The organism is Arcobacter arenosus (genome assembly GCF_005771535.1).
GTDB lineage: Bacteria > Campylobacterota > Campylobacteria > Campylobacterales > Arcobacteraceae > Halarcobacter > Halarcobacter arenosus.
This window is the reverse complement of record NZ_VANU01000001.1, coordinates 131,525-152,609: the sequence shown is the minus strand read 5'-3', so window position 1 is coordinate 152,609 and position 21,085 is coordinate 131,525. Positions and strand designations below refer to the sequence as shown.

Annotated in this window: 27 protein-coding genes; 17 read left to right on the top strand and 10 right to left on the bottom strand. The window is 26.0% G+C overall.

Features of this window, described 5'->3' with window-relative positions; genetic code table 11:
• The first annotated feature begins 65 nt into the window (after window positions 1–65).
• The gene (locus FDK22_RS00785; protein ID WP_138150872.1) at window positions 66–1,004 is read left to right on the top strand and encodes a tetratricopeptide repeat protein; all 939 of its coding nucleotides are present in this window, start codon (window positions 66–68) and stop codon (window positions 1,002–1,004) included.
• Between the two features lie 14 nt (window positions 1,005–1,018).
• Here the strand turns inward: FDK22_RS00785 and FDK22_RS00780 are convergent, their stop codons facing one another.
• On the bottom strand, window positions 1,019–1,411 hold the full coding sequence (locus FDK22_RS00780; RefSeq protein ID WP_138150871.1) for a NifB/NifX family molybdenum-iron cluster-binding protein: 393 nt from the start codon (window positions 1,409–1,411) through the stop codon (window positions 1,019–1,021).
• Between the two features lie 148 nt (window positions 1,412–1,559).
• On the opposite strand from FDK22_RS00780, the gene FDK22_RS00775 reads away from it, so the two are divergent.
• The gene (locus FDK22_RS00775; RefSeq protein WP_138150870.1) at window positions 1,560–2,123 is read left to right on the top strand and encodes a hypothetical protein; all 564 of its coding nucleotides are present in this window, start codon (window positions 1,560–1,562) and stop codon (window positions 2,121–2,123) included.
• Window positions 2,120–2,746: a hypothetical protein gene (locus tag FDK22_RS00770; protein WP_138150869.1), complete on the top strand. Its 627-nt coding sequence runs from the start codon at window positions 2,120–2,122 to the stop codon at window positions 2,744–2,746. Before FDK22_RS00775 ends, FDK22_RS00770 begins: the two co-directional genes overlap by 4 nt.
• Here the strand turns inward: FDK22_RS00770 and FDK22_RS00765 are convergent.
• Window positions 2,743–3,555 (bottom strand): DUF4197 domain-containing protein, encoded by an 813-nt coding sequence (locus FDK22_RS00765; protein ID WP_138150868.1) that lies wholly within the window; start codon window positions 3,553–3,555, stop codon window positions 2,743–2,745. The genes FDK22_RS00770 and FDK22_RS00765 overlap by 4 nt on opposite strands.
• 102 nt (window positions 3,556–3,657) lie before the next feature.
• Here FDK22_RS00765 and FDK22_RS00760 point away from each other — a divergent pair, with 102 nt between their 5' ends.
• The 4 genes from FDK22_RS00760 to FDK22_RS00745 are packed head-to-tail and all read left to right on the top strand — an operon-like array spanning window position 3,658 to window position 6,437.
• Window positions 3,658–4,089 carry a hypothetical protein gene (locus FDK22_RS00760; protein ID WP_138150867.1) on the top strand — a complete coding sequence of 144 codons (432 nt, stop codon included), beginning with the start codon at window positions 3,658–3,660 and terminating at the stop codon, window positions 4,087–4,089.
• Window positions 4,090–4,130: 41 nt separating this feature from the next.
• Window positions 4,131–4,862 (top strand): 5-oxoprolinase subunit PxpA, encoded by a 732-nt coding sequence (locus tag FDK22_RS00755; RefSeq protein WP_138150866.1) that lies wholly within the window; start codon window positions 4,131–4,133, stop codon window positions 4,860–4,862.
• The gene (locus FDK22_RS00750; RefSeq protein ID WP_138150865.1) at window positions 4,862–5,545 is read left to right on the top strand and encodes a 5-oxoprolinase subunit B family protein; all 684 of its coding nucleotides are present in this window, start codon (window positions 4,862–4,864) and stop codon (window positions 5,543–5,545) included. Before FDK22_RS00755 ends, FDK22_RS00750 begins: the two co-directional genes overlap by 1 nt.
• Entirely contained in the window at window positions 5,535–6,437 is a 903-nt protein-coding gene (locus tag FDK22_RS00745) for a 5-oxoprolinase subunit C family protein (RefSeq protein WP_138150864.1), read from the top strand. The genes FDK22_RS00750 and FDK22_RS00745 overlap by 11 nt, the downstream gene beginning before the upstream one ends.
• Here the strand turns inward: FDK22_RS00745 and FDK22_RS00740 are convergent.
• Both FDK22_RS00740 and FDK22_RS00735 read right to left on the bottom strand, forming a co-directional pair.
• Window positions 6,421–7,230: a diguanylate cyclase gene (locus tag FDK22_RS00740; protein WP_138150863.1), complete on the bottom strand. Its 810-nt coding sequence runs from the start codon at window positions 7,228–7,230 to the stop codon at window positions 6,421–6,423. The two genes, FDK22_RS00745 and FDK22_RS00740, sit on opposite strands and share 17 nt — an antisense overlap.
• The gene (locus FDK22_RS00735; RefSeq protein WP_171012879.1) at window positions 7,220–8,374 is read right to left on the bottom strand and encodes an EAL domain-containing protein; all 1,155 of its coding nucleotides are present in this window, start codon (window positions 8,372–8,374) and stop codon (window positions 7,220–7,222) included. The genes FDK22_RS00740 and FDK22_RS00735 overlap by 11 nt, the downstream gene beginning before the upstream one ends.
• Before the next feature lie 272 nt (window positions 8,375–8,646).
• Between FDK22_RS00735 and FDK22_RS00730 the strand changes: the two genes are divergently transcribed.
• From FDK22_RS00730 to FDK22_RS00720, 3 genes are all read left to right on the top strand, one after another.
• Window positions 8,647–9,177 carry a DedA family protein gene (locus FDK22_RS00730; protein ID WP_138150861.1) on the top strand — a complete coding sequence of 177 codons (531 nt, stop codon included), beginning with the start codon at window positions 8,647–8,649 and terminating at the stop codon, window positions 9,175–9,177.
• Window positions 9,161–10,525: an ATP-dependent RNA helicase DbpA gene (gene dbpA / locus FDK22_RS00725; RefSeq protein ID WP_228711605.1), complete on the top strand. Its 1,365-nt coding sequence runs from the start codon at window positions 9,161–9,163 to the stop codon at window positions 10,523–10,525. Before FDK22_RS00730 ends, dbpA begins: the two co-directional genes overlap by 17 nt.
• Before the next feature lie 181 nt (window positions 10,526–10,706).
• Window positions 10,707–10,988, top strand: coding sequence for a peptidylprolyl isomerase (locus FDK22_RS00720; RefSeq protein ID WP_138150860.1), 282 nt, complete (start codon window positions 10,707–10,709; stop codon window positions 10,986–10,988).
• Between the two features lie 13 nt (window positions 10,989–11,001).
• On the opposite strand, the gene FDK22_RS00715 is transcribed toward FDK22_RS00720, so the two are convergent.
• Window positions 11,002–11,367 carry a hypothetical protein gene (locus tag FDK22_RS00715; protein WP_138150859.1) on the bottom strand — a complete coding sequence of 122 codons (366 nt, stop codon included), beginning with the start codon at window positions 11,365–11,367 and terminating at the stop codon, window positions 11,002–11,004.
• 125 nt (window positions 11,368–11,492) lie between these two features.
• Here FDK22_RS00715 and FDK22_RS00710 point away from each other — a divergent pair, with 125 nt between their 5' ends.
• A complete protein-coding gene (locus tag FDK22_RS00710; RefSeq protein WP_138150858.1) occupies window positions 11,493–11,612 on the top strand; it encodes a FeoB-associated Cys-rich membrane protein in 120 nt (39 codons plus the stop codon).
• Between the two features lie 15 nt (window positions 11,613–11,627).
• Here FDK22_RS00710 and FDK22_RS00705 read toward each other — a convergent pair whose 3' ends face one another.
• A complete protein-coding gene (locus FDK22_RS00705; RefSeq protein ID WP_138150857.1) occupies window positions 11,628–13,004 on the bottom strand; it encodes a PhoH family protein in 1,377 nt (458 codons plus the stop codon).
• An 80-nt stretch (window positions 13,005–13,084) separates the two neighbouring features.
• Between FDK22_RS00705 and FDK22_RS00700 the strand changes: the two genes are divergently transcribed.
• Genes FDK22_RS00700 through FDK22_RS00680 form a run of 5 tightly spaced genes read left to right on the top strand, consistent with a single transcriptional unit; the run spans window position 13,085 to window position 17,212 of the window.
• The gene (locus FDK22_RS00700; protein ID WP_228711604.1) at window positions 13,085–13,987 is read left to right on the top strand and encodes a class I SAM-dependent methyltransferase; all 903 of its coding nucleotides are present in this window, start codon (window positions 13,085–13,087) and stop codon (window positions 13,985–13,987) included.
• A gap of 52 nt (window positions 13,988–14,039) precedes the next feature.
• Window positions 14,040–15,053: a lytic murein transglycosylase B gene (gene mltB / locus FDK22_RS00695; RefSeq protein WP_138150855.1), complete on the top strand. Its 1,014-nt coding sequence runs from the start codon at window positions 14,040–14,042 to the stop codon at window positions 15,051–15,053.
• 33 nt (window positions 15,054–15,086) lie between these two features.
• Window positions 15,087–15,641: a TlpA family protein disulfide reductase gene (locus tag FDK22_RS00690; protein ID WP_138150854.1), complete on the top strand. Its 555-nt coding sequence runs from the start codon at window positions 15,087–15,089 to the stop codon at window positions 15,639–15,641.
• Between the two features lie 53 nt (window positions 15,642–15,694).
• Window positions 15,695–16,909: a hypothetical protein gene (locus FDK22_RS00685; protein WP_138150853.1), complete on the top strand. Its 1,215-nt coding sequence runs from the start codon at window positions 15,695–15,697 to the stop codon at window positions 16,907–16,909.
• Window positions 16,910–16,915: 6 nt separating this feature from the next.
• Entirely contained in the window at window positions 16,916–17,212 is a 297-nt protein-coding gene (locus tag FDK22_RS00680) for a hypothetical protein (protein ID WP_138150852.1), read from the top strand.
• Window positions 17,213–17,248: 36 nt separating this feature from the next.
• Here FDK22_RS00680 and FDK22_RS00675 read toward each other — a convergent pair whose 3' ends face one another.
• Window positions 17,249–17,716 (bottom strand): ferritin-like domain-containing protein, encoded by a 468-nt coding sequence (locus FDK22_RS00675; RefSeq protein WP_138150851.1) that lies wholly within the window; start codon window positions 17,714–17,716, stop codon window positions 17,249–17,251.
• 77 nt (window positions 17,717–17,793) lie between these two features.
• Window positions 17,794–18,543, bottom strand: coding sequence for a hypothetical protein (locus FDK22_RS00670; protein WP_138150850.1), 750 nt, complete (start codon window positions 18,541–18,543; stop codon window positions 17,794–17,796).
• 314 nt (window positions 18,544–18,857) lie between these two features.
• Here FDK22_RS00670 and FDK22_RS00665 point away from each other — a divergent pair, with 314 nt between their 5' ends.
• Window positions 18,858–19,976 (top strand): pyridoxal phosphate-dependent aminotransferase, encoded by a 1,119-nt coding sequence (locus FDK22_RS00665; protein WP_138150849.1) that lies wholly within the window; start codon window positions 18,858–18,860, stop codon window positions 19,974–19,976.
• Here the strand turns inward: FDK22_RS00665 and FDK22_RS00660 are convergent.
• Together FDK22_RS00660 and FDK22_RS00655 are read right to left on the bottom strand one after the other, a co-directional pair.
• A complete protein-coding gene (locus tag FDK22_RS00660; RefSeq protein ID WP_138150848.1) occupies window positions 19,959–20,594 on the bottom strand; it encodes an HAD family hydrolase in 636 nt (211 codons plus the stop codon). The two genes, FDK22_RS00665 and FDK22_RS00660, sit on opposite strands and share 18 nt — an antisense overlap.
• Before the next feature lie 3 nt (window positions 20,595–20,597).
• Window positions 20,598–21,005 carry a ModE family transcriptional regulator gene (locus FDK22_RS00655; protein ID WP_138150847.1) on the bottom strand — a complete coding sequence of 136 codons (408 nt, stop codon included), beginning with the start codon at window positions 21,003–21,005 and terminating at the stop codon, window positions 20,598–20,600.
• Between the last annotated feature and the right edge of the window lie 80 nt (window positions 21,006–21,085).

Genomic DNA, 21,085 nt, shown 5'->3' with positions numbered 1-21,085 from the left:
ATTTAAAGTGCCTCATAGTAATAAAATATTACAATTCCATAAATAACGAAAAAAGAAGGTGCATTTTGAACTTTGAGTTACTTTATGATGAATTTAATGAAAAAATTGCAAAAAAAGAATTCGAAGATTCATTGAGTTTAGTACCAAAACTTATTGAATCTGCAACAAATGACTTAGATATATTTTATGCTTTAATGGGAAAAGCTAGTGTATTAACTAATTTAAATGAAACAGATGAAGTTATTGAAACTTATGATGAAATAATTAATAAATTTGATGATTCAAAAGATTCAATTATCTTAAAATATTTAGCTTATGCTTATTATAACAAGGCGTTAGTATTTGCAAAACTTAATAAGTATGAAGAAGAATTAAAAGTTTATAGTATTCTTTTAGAAAAGTTTATGGAAGATACGTCAGAAGATTTAGAGATAGTTTTAGCAAAAGCATATGTGAATAAAGCTATTTGTTTAGGGGAGCTAAATAAATTAGAAGATTCTATAAAAGTTTACAAAGAGTTAATCACAAATTTTAAAAATACAGCAGATACGACGGTTCTTAATACTTTGGTTAGTTCTTATTACAATATTGCCTTAACGTTTGCAAAACTAGGTGATAATGAAAAAGCTATTCAAACCTATGATGAATTAATAGAAAAATTTTCTAATTCAACAAATGAAAATATTTTAGAGTTTGTAGCAAAGGCTTTAGTAAATAAAGCTAGTAGATTAAAAGAATTAAATAAAAATTTAAAAGCAATAGAAACTTATGATGAAGTTATTAAAAGGTTTGATTCCTATGATGGAAAAATTATCTCTCAAGTTGCAATTGCCTTACATAATAAAACAGTAATTCTTGGGGAACTTCAAAAAGAGGATGAACTTTTAAACACTTGTGATTATATTATTGAAAAATTTTCAAATGTTAACAACGAATTGATTATGAATGTTGTCTCAACTGCACAAGTGATAAAAGATAAAGATAGATTTAATAATACTTACTAATAAGTAGTTATCTTCTAAGCAAATTTAGAAGATAACTCTTTTAATATACTTTTAGTTTCAAATGAATCACCATTATATTTTACTAATTTAATCCCTTGTGAAGTAAAAGATTTAGCTGTATTTTTACAAGCTTTTTTAACAACAACATAATCACAATCTGTTAAAACTCTACCCATTTTATTGTGTTGTTCAATGTGTTCTGCATCATCATGGTCATGATGACACTCGTGGTCTTCTTCTGGTTCATCATGGTCAATGTCTGTTCTTGGGTTATTTTTAATTTCATTTAATTCAAATGATCTAAACATACCTGTACCATTCATAGTAAATACTGCAAATTTAGGAGTGTGTCCTGCATTTGGAAAAAACATTAGATTTTCATCTTTAACTGGCACTGCAATTTTCATTATATATCCTTCAAATTTTTTGTTATCTTACATCTTAATTATTAAACTATGCAATAACTAATCCATAAATAAAATTTTTTAAGTAAATTGTAAAATTAGCTTGTAATAAAAGCTTTTATGATAGAGTATCTAAAAATAGGAAAATATTATGGGTTTTTTTAAAAATATTGTAGATTTTATTGCTAAAGCATCGATTCCAACGTATAAGTTCGAAGAAAATAAATTGATTTTTAAATTAAATAATGATCAATTTTTTGAATATGATTTAGGTGAATATGAGATTAAAACCAGACATGATTCTTATGTTTTTGAAGCTTATACTTTAAAAAATAACGATATTTTTTTAGAATATATAAGAACTGATAATAATGCTTCTTGGAATGGACAACCTTTATCTTTATTTGAAGGTTTTTTTAAACATAAATTAAATATCAAATCATTTAATCTTTTAGAAAAAAAAGAGATAAATAAATACACTTTTAAAGTGTTTAAAGTTGATGATTCTTTTGTTTTACATATAGTTTATATTTACACAGCGATTTCTGATATTATTATTGTTGATATGAAAGGGGAACTTTATCAAAACTTACTTTCAAGATTAGATGACTCATATGAATATAAGTTTAATGATGAAGAAAAAGGCTCTGTTAATTTCAATATTTCAATGATAAAAGAAAACAATATTCAAAATTTCATAGAAGGTGAAAAATGAAAATAAAAAACTATTTACTTATTGTTTTATTTGCAGTTTTTTTTGTTGGATGTGCATCCTCTACAAGTTACCAATACAGTGCAAATAAAGTGGTGTTAGGAAAAAATGAAAATCTAGTTAATATAGATTTTACAAATCCTATTTTTCAAAGGCAAGCCTCTTTTTGTACTACAAATTCATATACTTTAAGTGATGAAAATATAAAGTATGGTTACCTTTTTATTGAATCAATAGAGCTTAGCAATAATTGTTATTGGAATGGATTACCAAGTTCTTTTTTACAAAACAATATAAAAGAGCAGTTAAACATAACTTCGCTAAAAACAGTTGAAGATTATGATATTGATGGATATAATTTCAAAACTTTAAAAGTTAATGATGATTCCTATATTAATTTGATTTATATTTATAATGGAAATAAAAATAGATTTATTTTAGATTCTTATGGACGATTATATGATAAATTACTAAAAAGTTTTAAACCAGACTATGAAAATAAATATTTAAGTAAGAAGAGATTTCTTGGAAAATATAATGATAGTTTAGTTAGAAAAAATATAATTAATCGATATTTTGAAGCTGAGAAGATTGAACTAACTTCTCAACTTATTTTATCCCTTTAGTTTCCAAAAACTTTTTTAAGTAAAGAGGTAGTTTGCTCAACGGGATTAGTTCTAATAAGAGCTTCTTTTTGAGCAATCATTTCAAATAGCCCATCAATTGCTTTATTTGTTACATAATCATCTAAGTTCTCATCACTAGCACTGGGGATATATGAATCAACTCCAAATCCTTTTGCTAAATTCATAATAGAACTGTTTTCAACAACTCCTTGACCATATTGTTTATAATATGAATTAAAAGCGTCGTAGTATTTTGCCACACTATTTTGTGCCATTGTTTCTTGAACAATAGGTTTTATCATATTTCTTAGCGAGTTAGTTGTATTATCTTTAAAATAGTTAGTAGCCGCATTTTTGTCACCATTTAAAATCTTTTTTGCATCATCCAAAGTCATTTTATCAATAGCATTTACAAATATCTCTGCAGTTTTAGGAGCCGCTTTTGTTGCTGCATTATTCATAGATTTTATTAGGTCATCTGCAACTTTATCTCCACCCACTTTTCTAATTAGAGTTTCTGCTTTTTGTAAGTTTTCTGGTAAAGGGATTTTTACAAGTGAATTATTTAAATAACCATTTTGTGCACCTAGTGTATTAACTGCATAATCAACACCAACTTTAAGTGCTTCTTTTAAACCACTAGAAACTGTTGAATTTGTTAAACTAGAGTTTGCTGTTGAACTAGTTGAACTACTAGGTTTTGTTATATTATCAGTAACAGCTTTAGTGATACTTCCTAAGTCAAAGGCAAAACTTATTGTTGAACATAAAAGTAAAGATGCAACAAGTGATGTTTTTTTGTTAATCATGATATATCCTAATTAATTTTTTTATTATTATATGTTAATTTTCATAAAATACGATTATTTTATTTATTTACTATATAATAATTGTGTAAATAAGGAGTTATAGTGATTAAAGAGATTTCAGATTTTTTACATAGTTTTAAAAATAAAACATTAGAAGTAGAGGATATAGTTAAATTAAAAGAGAAAATAAACCAATTTGCCAATGATATAAAAGTGCAATCTTTTGATAAAGAATATGAAGAAAATTTTTTAACTATCTTAGGATATAGCTATAGATTAGATAATTTGTCTCAAAGGATTTTTTATACTTTTCAAGAAGCAGTTTATGCAATAGATTTGGATATCCTAATGAAAAATGAGGATTCAAAAAGATTAAATTCTATTGTTTATATTTTGGTTTTAGAGCAATTAATTAAATATTATGAAACAAATAGTGAAGATGAAGAATTAAAACAAAAAGCTTTAGAAACTTATAAAGCTATTGAAGAAAGAAAAGCAAAAGAGAATAAAAAATACCATATGTATCAGTATTAAAAATATGCTAAAATTAAAAGATAATATTTCAAGGTAAAAAAATGGTTAGATTAAATTGTGATATGGGTGAGAGTTTTGGAGTTTGGAAAATGGGAAAAGATGAAGAGATAATCCCTTATATTCATCTTGCTAATTTAGCTTGTGGCTTTCATGCTTCAGATGCAGTTACAATGAATCGATCAGTAGAACTTGCAAAAAAATATAATGTAACAATAGGAGCACACGCCTCTTATAATGATTTATTAGGTTTTGGAAGAAGAAGTATCCCTTGTTCTTTAGAGGAGATTAAATCTATTGTTTTATATCAATTAGGTGCATTAAATGCTTTTTGTAAATCCCATGGCACTTATGTATCTTATGTAAAGCCCCATGGAGCTTTATATAATGATATGATGAAAGATGAAAATATTTTTAAAGCAGTTCTTAGTGCCATATCTTCTTATGATAAGAATATAAAGTTAATGATTCTTTCTAAACAAGATAATGAAGCCTATGCTTATACTGCAAAAATGTATGGGATAGAATTAATCTATGAAATATTTGCAGATAGAAATTATAATGATGATGGAACTTTAGTTTCAAGGGTAAATCCAAATAGTATAATTGAAGATGAATTAGATGTATTACAAAGGATGAAAAATCTAATCGACAATGGTTATATTAATAGTATAAATGGAAACAAACTTTTTTTAAAAGTAGATACTATCTGTGTTCATGGTGATGGAAATAATGCCTTAAATTTCATAAGGGCATTACAAAAAGTAATTAATTAATGAAGATAAAAATTGCTTCCGTTGATTCAGTAATAATATACTTTGGTGAGTTTATATCAAAGGATATCTCAAATAAAGTAAAATCAGTTTATAGCTATTTAAAATCTTTAGAAAATGATAGTTTTATAGAAATAATTCCCTCATACACATCTATTTTGATTAAGTATGATATTCTTAAATATGATATCTCTTCAATAACTATTTTTTTAAAAAATGAATTAAAAAATATTAAAAATGAAGACTTTTCTTCAAATAAACTTATTGTTGTAGATACTTTTTATTCTACAGAAGTGGGGTTTGATTTACAAAGAGTTGCCTTAAATGCAAATATTTCTATTGAAGAAGTTATTAAAATCCATAGCTCTAAAATTTATGATGTTTTTACAATTGGCTTTTTACCAGGTTTTGCATACTTAGCTTCAGTTGATGATAAAATCATAACTCCTAGATTAAATAGTCCAAGAAAAAAAATACCAAAAGGTAGTGTTGCAATTGCTGATTCTCAAACGGCTGTTTATCCATGCGATTCCCCTGGTGGATGGAATATTATAGGTAGAACAACATTTGAATTTTTTGATAAAAGTTTAGAAAATTTAAGTCCAGTTTGTATTAATACACAAATAAAGTTTAATCCAATATCAAAAGAAGAGTATATTGCACAAGGTGGAAAAATTGAGTTTTAAGGTTTTAAATTCAGCTTTTTTGACTTTAATTCAAGATAGTGGAAGATTTTCATATTCCCATTTAGGGGTAACAAATTCAGGCTTTATGGATGAATATGCTGCCTTTGCATGTAATAAACTTTTAGATAATGATATAAAAGGAAATTTATTAGAAATCTCTTTTCCCAATTTACATTTAGAAGCTACAAAAGATACAACTCTTGCCTTTACTGGTGCTTTTTGTGAGTTATTTATAAATGATGAGCAAAAAAATACTTGGTGTAGTCATCAAGTAAAAAAGGGCGATAGTATAAGAATAGGAAGCTTTAAAAGTGGACAGAGAGTTTATTTAGGTGTTAAAAATGGATTTATTCTAAAAAAAGAGTTTGGTAGTTTTTCTACAACATTAAAAGAGGGATTTGGAAAAATACTTGAGAAAAATTCTATTTTAGATTTTGAAGAATTTAAAGGGACAAAAACCAAAAAATGGCATAAAAATTATTTGCCACAATATGGTAATGATTTGACTCTTAGGGTTATTCTTTCTTATCAAGAAGATACCTTTTCAAATGAAGCAAAAGAGCTTTTTTTTAATAATAAATATAAAATTACATCTGATTTTAATAGAATGGCTTGTAAATTAGATGGAAAAGAGATAAAGTCAAATATTAATGGCGTTATCTCAGAAGCAATAAGTTATGGCTCTATACAAATACCAAATGATGGTAAACCTATAATTTTATTAAAAGAGGCTCAAACAATTGGTGGTTATCCAAAAATAGGTAGTGTTTTAAGTATTGATTGTTTTAAGCTTGCACAAATGAAGATTGGCGGAACTGTTAACTTTAAAGAGATATCAATAAATCAAGCCCAAGAAAAATTAAAAAAATTTTATTCTACTTTTCTTTCTTAGCTTCAATAGTTTTTATAAGATTTGCTAAAATCTCATGAAAACTTTCATCTTTTTTCACCTTTGCCATAGAAAATTCAAAAGTAGGCTTTATAATAATCCCAGAGTTACTTTTTAAAGTGGTACCAAAAAGAATATTTGAAATATTATCAATTAAAGAAGCAATAGATACAATATCCTCTTCATTAAAAGTGATTATAAATTTATTAGAAAGATACCTTGTAATTTCAAAGTCTAAACCTTCTTCTTTTAGTTTCTCTTTTAAATAATTAGAAATATAAATCAATAAATTGTTTGAAATTAGTTTATTATAAGTGCTTGAAATATATTCATAATCAGAAACATCTATTAAAGTTATAAGTGCATCATCTTTAAACTTAGCATCTTTTGTTAAGTATTTATGGTATAACCATTTTTTATTATTAACCTTTGTTAAATAATCTTTATATATATTATCAGTGATTAATTCTAATTCTTTTCTTAAATCACCAATTTGATTATATAGATTTTTTAAAAGTAGGGTATTGTTCTCTTTAATTGCTTTCTGTGCATCAAGTGTTAAACCACTTGCTACATCAATAGTAGTGATTGCTTCATTCACATAATTATTTATTGCATTAAATTCGTCTATTATTAAATCACTTAATTCTTTTTCAAAGCTATTTTCATGCACATCAACTTCGGAAGTTTTTGCATGTTTATCAAAACACTGAAAATAAATAGATGGTAGTATAATCTCATTTTTAAGAAGTTCATTAATTGTTGAATCAGTAATTTCTTTTAGCTTAGTTTTCATTGTTTTCTCTCTTTAAAATCTCATTAATTTCAACAGGTTTTCCAATGTAATAACCTTGTGAATAGTGAATATTCAATGATTTTACATATCTCAATGTTTTTAAATCACCTACAAACTCTGCGACAATCTTAATATTTTGTTCCTTACAAAATAGTGTGATACTTTTAACAAGGTTATAATAAATATCTTCATCAATTTTTTTTATCAAACTTCCATCAAGTTTAATATAATCAGTATTAATATTTAAAATATGTTCATAGTTTGAAAATCCTGAACCAAAGTCATCTATGGCAATTTTTACATCAAATGCTTTTAAGTCATTGATAAAATCATTAACTAAATAAAAATTGCTTATTTTGCTACTTTCTAATATCTCAATTGTTAAATAACTTCCAACATCATTATCTTTAATATTATTAATAATTAAGTTTTTCATTGCAGGATTAAGAATGTCATTGTAATCTAAGTTTATATTTACGTGAATTTTATATTCTTTTATATAATTTATAACTTTTATAATAAGAATTTCCATTAATTTATTAAATAATCTATATTTTCTAGCTTTACTCAAAAATACTTGTGGTAATAAAACATTCCCTTTTTGGTCATAAAGTCTCATTAGCGCTTCATATTTAACAATTTCAGATGTTTTGTTGTCCATAATTGGTTGGAAAAATGGTTCAACCTTTTTTTCTTTTATATTGTTTTGTAATGTTGTTAGTAACTCAGCATTTTCAAAGTGATTTCTATAAAGTTTTGAGTCATAATACATAAAATGAATATAGTTCATTTTTGCATTATGTAATGCTTTTTCTGCGTAAATTTGTAAATCTTTATCCAGGCCTTTTGAGCAACCAATTGTAACATCTAAATCAATTTGAATATCAGAGTGTAAAAGTTTGTATTGTGCAGTTATGATGTTATGAAATATAATGTTTTTAACCTCTAATATATCCATTTCATCGAGTTCTTTGAAAATTGTTAAGGTAAAAACATCTACATGAGTATTTTTAATATCTATACAAACTTTTGTTTCAAGATATTTTAATAGGTCTTTTTTTATTTTATTTTTCAGTAAAGCTAATAATTGTGAAAGAATATAGTCCCCATTTTTAAATCCATATAGTGCATTTATATCTTTCATGTATAATATGTCAATAATATATATGGTCTTTGTTTTATTTTTAAAAAAATGTTTACAAAGCCTTTGAAATAAGGACATTTTTTACCTTTATTATCTTATTATCTAACAAGTATATATAATTTAATCTTAAGAAATGTGCAGAAAAACTTAAAAACTTATGAAATTCTTGAAAAAAGTTAAATTTTTTCTTATTAAATTATACACTTTGTATAAAAGAGCTAATTTTAATGATTTTTGGATAGAATTCGTGCAAATTTAATTAAGGTATTTATTTGGAAGAAATTATCAAAGACTGGGGTTATTTGGCCTTGTTTTTATATTCATTTGGTGGAGGATTTGTAGGACTTGTTGTTGCAGGTGTTTTATCTTTTGCTGGGGATTTAAATCTATTTGTTTGTATGCTTGTTGCAGGTACTTCAAATTTTATTGGTGATCAATTTTTATTTTATATGGCAAGAAGTAATAAAGCTTATGCAAAAGATACTATGAAAAAATTTGGAAGAAAAGTTGCCCTTGCTCATTTATGGATGAGAAAATATGGTTCAACTGTTGTATTTTTCCAAAAATATATTTATGGAATTAAGACATTAATTCCTTTGGCAATGGGACTAACAAAGTACTCATTTCAAAAGTTTACAATCTATAATATATTTGCTTCTGCTATTTGGGCAATTGTTATTGGATATGCTAGTTTTATGATGGGAGAAGTATTACTAACTTATGCAGAAGAGTATAAATATTATGGTGTTGGTGTAATATTGCTTCTAGTTTTTGGTATCTCATATTATGTTAAAAAAATATAATTTATCAGAAGATTTTTTAGAAAATATTAACTCTTTAGGATATAAAAAATTAACTCAAATTCAATCTTTATCATTACCTTTATCTTTAGAAAATAATGATTTAATTGCACAAGCTAAAACTGGTTCTGGTAAAACTGTAGCCTTTTGTATCCCCCTTGTTCAAAAACTAGATGTTAAAAAATATAAAATTCAGTCTTTGGTTTTAGCACCAACTAGGGAGTTGGCAAACCAGATTGCTGAAGAGATAAGAAAACTTAGTCGTCATATTCACAATGTAAAGGTTTTGACTTTAAGTGGTGGGACACCATTTAAACCCCAAGTTGTATCTTTAGAACATGGTGCACATATAATTGTTGGAACACCTGGCCGTGTTTTACAACATATTCATGAAACAAAAATCGATTTTGGCAATGTGGATACTTTAGTTTTAGATGAAGCAGATAAGATGCTTGATATGGGTTTTAATGATGATATAATGAAAATTATAGATTTTATCCCAAAGGAAAGACAAACGCTACTTTTTTCTGCAACTTATGAAGAAAATATTGAAAACCTTTCAAAAGCTATTTTAAATAATCCAAAATTTGTTAAAACTGATGATGTTCATGAAAAAGATATCATAAATCAAACTTTTTATGAAGTTGAAGAAAGATTAAAAACTTCATTAATCCCAAATCTAATTTTACAAAATAATGCAAAATCTATTTTGATTTTTTGTAATACAAAAATAAAATGTGAAGAGTTAGCAGATGAACTTTATTCATATGGAATTGATGTTTTGACTTTACATTCAAATCTTGAACAAAGAGATAGGGATGAAACTTTAATTTTATTTTCTAATCGTTCGTATCCTGTTTTAATTGCAACTGATGTTGCTTCAAGGGGACTTCATATTGATGATGTTGATTTAGTTATAAATTATGATATTCCTAGGGATGAAAGTGTTTATACCCATAGAATTGGAAGAACAGCAAGAGCTGGGAAAAATGGTTTAGCTGTGACATTATTTGAAAAAGATGAATTTTTTAAAGTTGAGCCAATAAAAGAAAAATTTGAAGAGATTAAATTTGAAGATTTTAAGAATATTAAAACTTTTGAGGATTATAAAATTGATTCAGAATTTAGGTCTTTAATTATCATTGGTGGGAAAAAGCAAAAGCTTAGAGCAGGTGATATTCTTGGAGCCTTAACAGCAGGAATTGGTTTAAACAAAGAAGATATTGGAAAGATTAATATCTTAGATTTTGTTTCCTATGTAGCTATTAAAAAAGAGGTTTTAAAAAAAGCTTTAAATGGTCTACAAAAAAGAAAAATCAAAAATAAAAGCTTTAAAGTCTTTGAAAAATAAATATGATAAAATCACGCTTTATTAATATTTAAAAGAACAACTCGTTGTTCTCTTTAGAATTTTTTCAAAGAAAGTGCTTAGGCACAGGCTACTTTTTAACATTGGGACTTTGTTCCAATGTTAAAAAGTAGATATACAATAATTTGGTCCCTTTTTTAGGGGCCTAAAAAAGGATAAAATTATGGCAACAGCAACAGCAAGACACTTACTAGTTGAATCAGAAGAGTTATGTAATGAACTTAAACAAAGAATAGCAAATGGTGAAGACTTTGGTGCATTAGCACAAGAATTTTCTCAATGTCCATCGGGAGCAAATGGTGGAGATTTAGGAAGATTTTCTCAAGGTCAAATGGTTCCTGAATTTGATACAGTTGTATTTAATGAAGCAGTAAATGTAGTTCATGGACCAGTTAAAACTGATTTTGGATACCATTTATTAGAAACTACATCAAGAGAAGACTAATTAATAAAAGAGGTTAGCAAGCTTTTTCTTCTACCTCTTCTTCCCAAAGAATTGTAACTCCATACTCTTCATGGGGTATCACATATTTAAAATATTCACTACCACCTTTTTTACCATGTAATCTTACTACTACTTGTTGTTCTTGCAAAAGTTTTTTCATTTCATATTCTGAAAAGCTTCTTTTGTTATATCTTAAAAAGGTATTTGAATATACTCTAAATCTACATGTAGAATCGTGAGTAAAAACATATTGTTCACTATCATCATACTCTTTTTTGGCATTTTCACAGAAATATAGTTTTATATTTTTACCTTTTACATTTATTTTTTTTGAAATAACTTTCCCTTTACAATATGGACAATTTCCTAAAATTGACATTTATAGCCTTTTTTATTTGAATTATATATAACTTTTTTTTCTTTTGATTAAAATATTTCATTATGCAATATTTTGATTAAGCTAAAATATTATATACTGATAATCATTATTAGTAAAGGATATCTATGGAAGATTTAATCATTTATGCAGTTGTAATTTTTTCTTTAGTTTATATTATTTCAAAAACTTTTGGTAAAAAAGGTGGTTGTGGATGTGGCGGAGATGGAAGTTGTTCTAAAAAATAGAATAAATTCTATTTTTTAGTTTCTTTTCTTTTCGAAAATTCTTTCTGTAAATTCTGCAAATTTACCTCTAACTGCTTTTTCTAATTCAATAGCAAACATTGAAATTTCAGGATGTTTTTCCCTTGTTTGTTTTAGAAGTGTAGTTAGACCATTATTGTATTTATTTAAATACAAGTTATCAATTTGCCTATTTGAACCAATAACAATTGCCATACAAGACTCATCAAGTCTACTTAAAATAAGTTGTGTAGTTTTTTCCGATGAGTTTTGCCACTCATCCATAATGACAATTGCTTCAGATAAAGTTCTACCCCTTGCTTCCCCTGGCCATAATGTTTCAATACAGTATCTTGAAGTAAGTTCAGCAATTTTTGAATCAATTGATTCTTTGTTTTCTCTATTTTCACTTTTTTTAAGTTGTTTTTTTGCTACAAATTCTAAAGTATCATATAAAGCCATATTATAGATTCTAAATTTTTCTTCATTTCCAGCTAAATAACCAACATCAGCACCTTTGTCAAGAGATTCAATAGAGTTTCTTACATAAACTATTTTGTCATAATGTCCTAAGTCAATCAATCTCATTGCACTTACGATTGACATAAGAGTTTTACCTGACCCTGCTTTTGCATCTATAACCATTAATTCAAACATATCACTTAAAATTGCTTTCATAAAAAGTTTTTGTTTTAGATTTACTGGTTTTACTTGTAATGCTTTAAAATCAGATTCATTTAGAAGTTGGATTCTCTCATTTATAATAATTCCATAAGTAGAATTTCCATCTTCACTTTCAAATGAATAACAAAAGTTTTCATTTGAATATTCTTCATCAAATTTTTTAATATCAGCCCCATCAAGGGAGTTAAATACACTTGAATCTAAACTTATTTTTTTCAAGAATTCAAATTTTGGTACTGTTGATTTATCATCATGTAGAGTTTCTGCTTTTATACCTTTAAAAAGTGCAAAGGTTCTTGCATAAACATCAAGGGATAAAAATAGTGTTTGAGCACCTTTATAATAATCTTGGGCAATTGCTGCAACTTCAATAATTCGCTTATCATTGCTTTCACTAATATGAATTTGTTCAATTTCTGATTCATATTTATCTTTAGAGATAATATGTAACATCATCTCATTATTATAAAGTTTTACAACTTTAAAGCCTAATTTATAGTCAACCTCTTTGATTTTCATATTAGCAAGTAAACGAGCGAACTCTCTAGAATAATAACCTAACTCATTTGTCAGTTTCTTTTTGTCCTCTAATTCTAATAAAACTGTTTCAGGTATTACAATGGTGTTTGTGTTATTGTCAGATAATCTGTTCAAGTTTTGAACGTTTTGCAGGATAATATTAGTATCGATTACATATACTTTATCTTTCATAGAAAAATTATATCATTAAAAAGCTACAAGTTAACGACAAAATTGTATAATTAGTGATGCTAAAATTTACTAAACACACAATGCTAGAGATCTTAAATATTTTAAAAAAAGAGTTAAGTACCCAAAATACAGTTACTTTCCAAGTTTTGAATCCTGATAATTATAATAATAAAGCCATTGGAGAAAATATTAAAATTTTAGATGAATATTATATATTTAGAGATTATAAATCATGGGTAGATTTATCTGAAAAGCTTTTTTGTAAAATGTTAACTCCTATTATTGTGGATGAAAATATAGTTCAAATAAGATTTAAAAAATTAAATACAAATGACTCTTTTCATAATGAAGATGATAGCAGAGAAAAATATGGAATAAAATCTTCATTTTCAAAAATAAATAAAAATGAAGAGCCAGAGATTTTTTATACATATTTACAAGCACTAAAAAATGTAAAAGTAGAAAAAAGAGTTAGAATCTTAAATCTTGGTGTAAATTCAGGGGAAGAGTTTGAACTTATAAAAGAGTATTGTGAAAACTTTAAAGATTTAGAATTAGTTGGAATAGATTATTCCCAATCAGCCATAGAAACTGCAAAAGAAAAATTTAAAGATGATAAAAATACTAAGTTTTTTGTTCATGATATTAATAGTTTAGATGAGCTTTCTTTAGGAACTTTTGACTTAATCATTACAATTGGGACTTTACAAAGTTGCAACTCAAATTTTAAAGAATTATTTATGAAAATCATACAACACTATTTAAAAAAAGATGGTTCAGTAATACTTGGGTTTCCAAATTGTAGATGGCTTGAGGGTAAACCTATTTATGGTGCAAAAGCCCCAAACTATAGCTTTTCAGAGATGAGTATATTATATAATGATGTTGTTTTTTGTAAAAAATACTTACAACAAAAAAAATTTAGAGTAACAATCACAGGTAAATATTATATTTTTTTAACGGCAACTAGTATTAGAAAATAATTAATTTAAATTATTTATTTTTATTTTCAGTATTTTTTGATAAGGTTTACCTATGAAAAAAACTACAATAATAAAATTAATTCTTATTTTTCTTTTAAAAGTAAATCTTTTCTCTTTAGAAACTAATTATTTACATAATGAAGAAACCTCAAAACTAATAAAAGATTTGGTTAAAAACCATGGTTTTAATAAAACTTATTTAAATAGATTATTTTCAAGTGTAAAAGTTCAAAAATCTGCATTAAAATATTATACACAAGAGAAGAAAAAAGATTTTGAGATTAAAAAGAAGTATCATGGAAGTTGGGATAGATATGAAAAAAAACTTTTAAACCAAGAAAGAATTGATACAGGTGCTAAATTTATGAAAAAGAATAAAGAAGCACTTAACAAAGCTTATAAAAAGTATGGTGTTCAACCAGAATATATAGCTGCGATAATTGGAATTGAAAGTTTTTATGGGAAGTATAGTGGTGATTATCCAGTATTTGATGCATTAGCTACATTAAGTTTTGAAAAAAATAGAAGAAATGAATTTTTCAAAAATGAATTAAAAGAGTTTTTAATTTTAACAAAGAAAAACAATCAAAATCCAAAAAATATATATGGTTCTTTTGCTGGTGCAATTGGTCTGGCACAATTTATGCCAAGTAATTTTAAAAAACTTGCAATCGATTTCAATAATGATGGAGTTGTAGATTTAGATAATGAAGAGGATGCAATAGGTAGTGTTGCAAAGTATTTTAATAAGTCAGGTTGGGACAGAATGACTCCTGTTGCAACTAGAGTAAGTTATGAGGGGAAGAGATTTGATAAATTAAAGACGGGATTTAAATATAAATACAAGCGTTCAAAACTAAAAGGGATAAAACCTAAAGATGATAATTTTTTTTATCCAAGAAAAGTTCATTTAATAAAGCTAAATCGTTATAAATTTGATGAACTTTGGTATGGGACTAAAAATTTTTATGTTATTACAAGATATAACCGTAGTAATTATTATGCCATGGCAGTTTACAAATTAGCTAAAAAATTAAGAAAGGCTTATAGAAAAAAAAGTGTATAATACAAACTTTAAAATAAAATATGAAGGAATAAAATGAAAAATTTATTATTTAGTTTTAGTTTAGTTTTTGTAGCTTTATTTTTTGCTGCTTGTGAATCAGATGAAGCAAAAACAATAGTTGAAGATAACAGAAGTTTTGATGAATTAAAAGAAGAAAGTAGTAAAAATTATACCCTTAATACAACAACTGGTGAAAAAATTACATTTCGAATTGAAGATAATAAAATAACTTCCAAACAGTTAAATGGAAAAATTTTATTAATAAATTTTTGGGCAACATGGTGTAAACCTTGTGAAAAAGAGATTCCAGCTTTTAATGAACTTTATGAGAAATATGGTGATAAATTTGAGATTATAGGTGTGTTATTTGAAAAAGATAAAGACCCAAAAGAGTTAGCAGATTTTATGGCTAGATTTAATATGAAGTTTCCTGTAACTATAGATGAAGAAAATTTTAGACTTGCAAAAATATTTGATGATGTGAAGATGGTTCCTGAATCATATGTTTATGACAAAGATGGAAATTTTGTAAAAAACTACATTGGAGAAGTTGATCAACGGGACTTAGAAGAGTATCTAAAACAGTAATATCAGTAAAATTTTTGTATACTAGTATCTAAAAATAATTAAAAAGGTAACATATGTCAATATCAGAGTTTTTCTCAACAATAAAAGAATCACAGTTTAATATAGCACAAATATATGAAAAAGCACCAAATGAAACAATGATATTATTGGCAATTATAGTTGTTGCAATTTTAGTTGTATATTTTGTTGTTTCAAACTCAATAAAAGTTTCGAATACTGTTAAATTGGTGGAAAATATTTTAGATTCAAAAACTTATGATGAGATTGATAAAAAGTTATCGATTTTAAGTGATGAACTTCCAAAAAGAGGAGTTAAAGTTACTGATGCTTTAAATCTTGTAAAAGAACATTTATTATTTAGAACCTCTAAATTATTAGCTAATATGACAATCTCTCAAAAGATTGAAAAATATCAAGAACTTTCAAAAAAGTATGCTCAGATTGCCCAAGCTTCTAAAAAACAAAAAAATGAAGATTTAGTTGTTTTTTATGAAGAAAAATCAAAAGAATTGTTAGAAGTTAATTTAGCTGAAGAGATTGCATATTATCTTGAAAATGTACATTTTAATGAAAATGAAGTTGAAAATGTAAATGCAATAGTTAAATATGCAAATAGTTTAACTAATCCTGAATCTATAATTGACCCTATGATTCAAACAATGAATAAGTTTAGTTATGGGTACAATATTGATCTATTTAAGCTTATTGAAAAACTTACAAAAGAAGACTCTAAACAAGTTTTTGAAAATGCAAATGAAAAGATGGAAGAACTATTTAATAGTGGGGATAAAGAAATTTCTAAAATCATTTTAGATTATCTTCTTGAAAAAAATGAAAATCAAAAGGTTTATGATTATATTTCAAGCTTAAGTATTAAAAGCTATTTACAACAACTTCATGATTTATATTTTAATAAAAAAGATGATTTAAATTTAGATTTAGCATTTATTGCAAATCCATTAAAAATTGACTCAAATTATAAAAGTTATTTAGATGAATCACTTACAACAAATTGGAGAGATTCTTCACATATAGAGTTTTTATCAAAATCAAAAGGTGTACTTGAAGTTTTAGGTCATATGGAGTTTAGAACTTTGATTGAAAGAATTGACAATATAAAAGTTGAAAATGAAAATAGAAAAATGATTGAAGAGGCTTTAGCTATTGCAAAAAGAGCTGAATCAATTGCCCTAGAAGCTAAGTCTTTAAACAAAAGACCTGTGATTATGACTCAAGCTACACAAGTAAAAAAAACTAGTGAAAATTGATTTTAGATGAGTGATTTTAATCCAGTATTTATAGTTTTCTTTTTAGTATTAGTTGCACTTGTTTTTTTAATATTTAAAAGAACAAATTCTAATTATAAGCCTAGCTATTTAAAAAAGCAAGAATTAGTAAAACAATATGAATATGAGATGTTAAAATTAATATCAAAATATGAAAAAGAACCGGAAGTTTTAAAGGTTAAAAAAATAGAATTTTTAAAACAAGCAAGTAGTGAACTACATAATAATATATTTTTTGAGGATAAAGAGGCTAAAGCTTTAGTTCAGAAATTAGCCTCTTTATAAAATAGAAAAATTTAAGGTTGAAAATTCAACCTTAAATTAAAACTCTGCGCTAGCTACCCAGTCTGCAGGTTCTTCAAGAAATATTACAATTTCCTCAAGAATTTTTTTATGTTTCTCTTCCTCTTTTGCAATTTGTAAAAAGATTCTTTTTTCTCTTTCATCAGTTATCTCTTCAGCTTTTTCGGCATAGAAATCATGAGAATCTTCTTCCCTTGTAATTGCATCTTTATAAAATTGGATTTGTTCTTTATCAAAATTCACATTATCTTTTTCTTCAATCAATGTTGTGAAAATAGTTTGTGTATCTGTAACTAAATCTAATTTATCATAATCAAGATCTTCTTTTTTAAGCATATTTTTAAATACATTATAGTGCTTAACCTCTTCATCAGCCAACATTGTAAATATTCTCTTAAGACCAGGATTTGAGGCAGATGCTGCCATTTCTCTGTAGTATGCTTCACCTTCTTTTTCTACTTTCATAGCGTACTCATAAACATTCATACTCTTCCTTTTTGAATAAGATTTATTAATATAATATCATAAGTAAATGAAATTTACAAAATATTTCTTCACTTATCTTATTCATAGGGACAGGGTACAGGGGGAATCTGTTTAAATGAGTTTTTTACAGCTTGATTTATAGAGTTTTTATATCTAGAAGTTTTCGGTGCAATCGCCGCAAACTGGATAAAGTCTTCACTCCATTGTAAAGTTTTTTCTTTTTTATAAACAAAAGCAATTTTTTTACCCATTTGTTTACATCTTAAATAAATAGTTTGTGCATAGTTGTTTATAAAAACAAATTCTTTAGCATTTATTTTCTCTCCCCATGCAAAAAATACAAACTTTCCACTTGGAACAAATTCTTGCGCATCAAAATACATAATATCTCTATCAAATTCAGTATTTTGATTTGAGTTATATTTTTCTAAGTCCGCATCAAATTTCATTAATAGTGATGAAGCATCAATATTTTCTTCAACTAAATTAAATAGATTTTTTATCTCAACAAGTTTACCTTTATAATTTTCAGATAAAGCCTGTTTAAATACTGTAATGTAACCCTCTTGTTTTAGTTCAACATATTCATCAAATTTATCAAAATCTTGATCTAATAAATATTTATTTGAATCATACCCTTCAGGGGTAACTAAAGGATTATATAAAAAAATTGTACCAGCAATGTTTTTCTTTCTATCTTTATTTGTTTTTATCATTTGTTTTAATTCTTTTACTGTAATCATCTCTTCATCATCATTAAAATAAAGATAACTAGAAGTTAAAAAAACCTCTTCGTATTTAGTTTCTAATATTCCAAAATATTGCATCTCTTTCCTTGTAAGTATATTTGTAATATTATCCAAATCTTTTTTAAAAGTGTTCCAATGGATAAAAATTATCTCTAAACTTAAATAAGACTAAAAATATCCTATTTGTTTTTTTCATATAAAACTCTTTAAGTCTAAATAAGTAAACTTCTATTACATTAAAACAATTTGATGTAAAACTACACAGCCAAAACTGCAATGATAGTTGACAAAGTACTTATTTCTTCTCCTTCGCTTTTGTTAACTTCATTGCTAATTTTTCAAATCACACTTAAAGTTTTTTAGTTATAATATTTCCTTTTTTAGGATATTATATGAGATATGACAAAATGAGTTCTTTTATTGTAATGGATATTGTAAGGGATGCTCAAAAATACGAAGATACTATACATTTTGAAATTGGACAACCAGATTTAAATCCAAGTTTAAAAGTAAAAGAAAGTTTGAAAAAAGCTTTAGATGAAGAAAAGTTTTCATACACTGAATCTTTAGGATTACTGCAATTAAGAGAAAAAATAGTTAGTCATTATAAAAAAACATATAATGTTTATATTGAACCTTCTCAAGTGTTACTTACTCCAGGAACGTCAGGTGCTTTTTTAATAGCATATACTTTAACTTTAAAAAAAGATGGTAAATTAGGTCTTAGTGACCCTTCATATCCATGTTATAAAAATTTTGCATATATGTTTGATATTGAACCAATATTTATGGATATTGATAAATCTACAAATTATGAGTTGACTGTTGAACATTTAAAAAAAGAAAAAATAGATGCACTTCAAATATCAAGTCCCTCTAATCCAACAGGAAATATTTATTCAAAAGATAATTTAAAAGAACTAATTGATTATTGTGAAAAAAATGATATTGCTTTTATCTCTGATGAGTTATATCATGGTTTAGTTTATGAAAAGCCTGCAAATTGTGCATTAGAGTTTTGTAGTAAAGCTATAATAATTAATGGTTTCTCAAAATATTATTGTATGCCTGGAATGAGGTTAGGGTGGATAATTGTCCCAAAAGATTTAGTTAGAGAAGCTGAGATTATAGCTCAAAATATTTTCATCTCTGCACCAACCTTATCTCAGTATGCAGCACTTGAAGCTTTTGATTATGAGTATTTAGAAAATATAAAAAATATTTTTAAAGAAAGAAGAGATTATTTATATAAAGAATTAAATGAAGTTTTTAAAGTTGATGCAAAACCAGATGGGGCTTTTTATTTATGGGCAGATGTTTCAAAATATTCAGATGATAGTTTTGCTTTTGCTAAAGAATTATTAGAGAATATCCATATCGCTTCTACTCCTGGAATTGATTTTGGGACAAATAAAACAAATAAGTATTTACGGTTTGCATACACAAGGGATATTAATCATATGAAAGAGGGTATAAAGAGATTAAAAGATTATTTACAAAGAAGAGAGTAATCTAGGTAACTCTTTTAATGTGTTTATAAAATAATTGGCTTTAGAAAAGTCTTGGGTTTTAGTAAATTCATTATGAACTATTACACAATCAATATTTGCATTATATGCTGAGATTAATCCTCTCTGCGAATCTTCAACTACTATAACTTCTTCTTTTCTTGCATTAAAAAGTTTTGCACCTTTTAAATAAGGATCTGGATGAGGCTTTGATTTTGGATAATCTTCTACACATAAAACAAATTCCATAAAATCAGTTATTCCTCTATTTTTATGAATTATCTCAAAATCTACACGCCTTGACGTTGTTACAATTCCCATCTTATAATCTTTACTTAATTTTTCTAAGATTTTATGAATATTTTCTATTGCTAGATTTTCAGTTTTTAGATAATCTTGATAATATTTATCTCTTTGGTTTCTTGCTATATTTATTTGTTCTTTTGTTGCATTTGGCGCAGCTAACCAAACCCCTTTTCCATCAGTCATAAGTTTCATATATTGCTCAAAACTTACATCAACATCAAAAAACTCTTTTAAAGCTCGTTTACTAGCTTTGTAGTATAGTGGTTCAGTTTCAACAAGAACCCCATCATTATCAAAAAGGATATATTTTTTCAAGTCTTAGTTATCGTCATACTTTTCAAATTCTTCATCATAAAAGCAGCCAAGTTGACAATGGGTTACTTGAATATCAGAATTGTTAATTGTTGAACCTACTTTTCTTAATGTTGCACCTTTATCTCTTGCAGCATACCAAGCAACTTCACATTCAACTTTTTTTGCTTTGTTGAAGTTTTCAGAAAGTTTGTTATAGATTTTATCATCAAGGTCGGAAAATTGTATCTTACCAAATACACCTAGTTCACAGTTTGTAATTTTAATATTCATAGATTTTGTGATAAAGTCCATATCTTTTGGTTTTACACCAATTAATCTTGCTACTTTAAAAGCCTTTAAGCAAGATAGCTTTCCTTCCTCATCTAAGTTTGTTAATAATAAATCTTTTTGCGTCTCATCTAATTGTTTCATCTTTTTATATTATTGCCTTTTATAATACCTTAAATTTTTTCGGATTATACTATTTAAAAGTTACATAAAAATAGCGAATG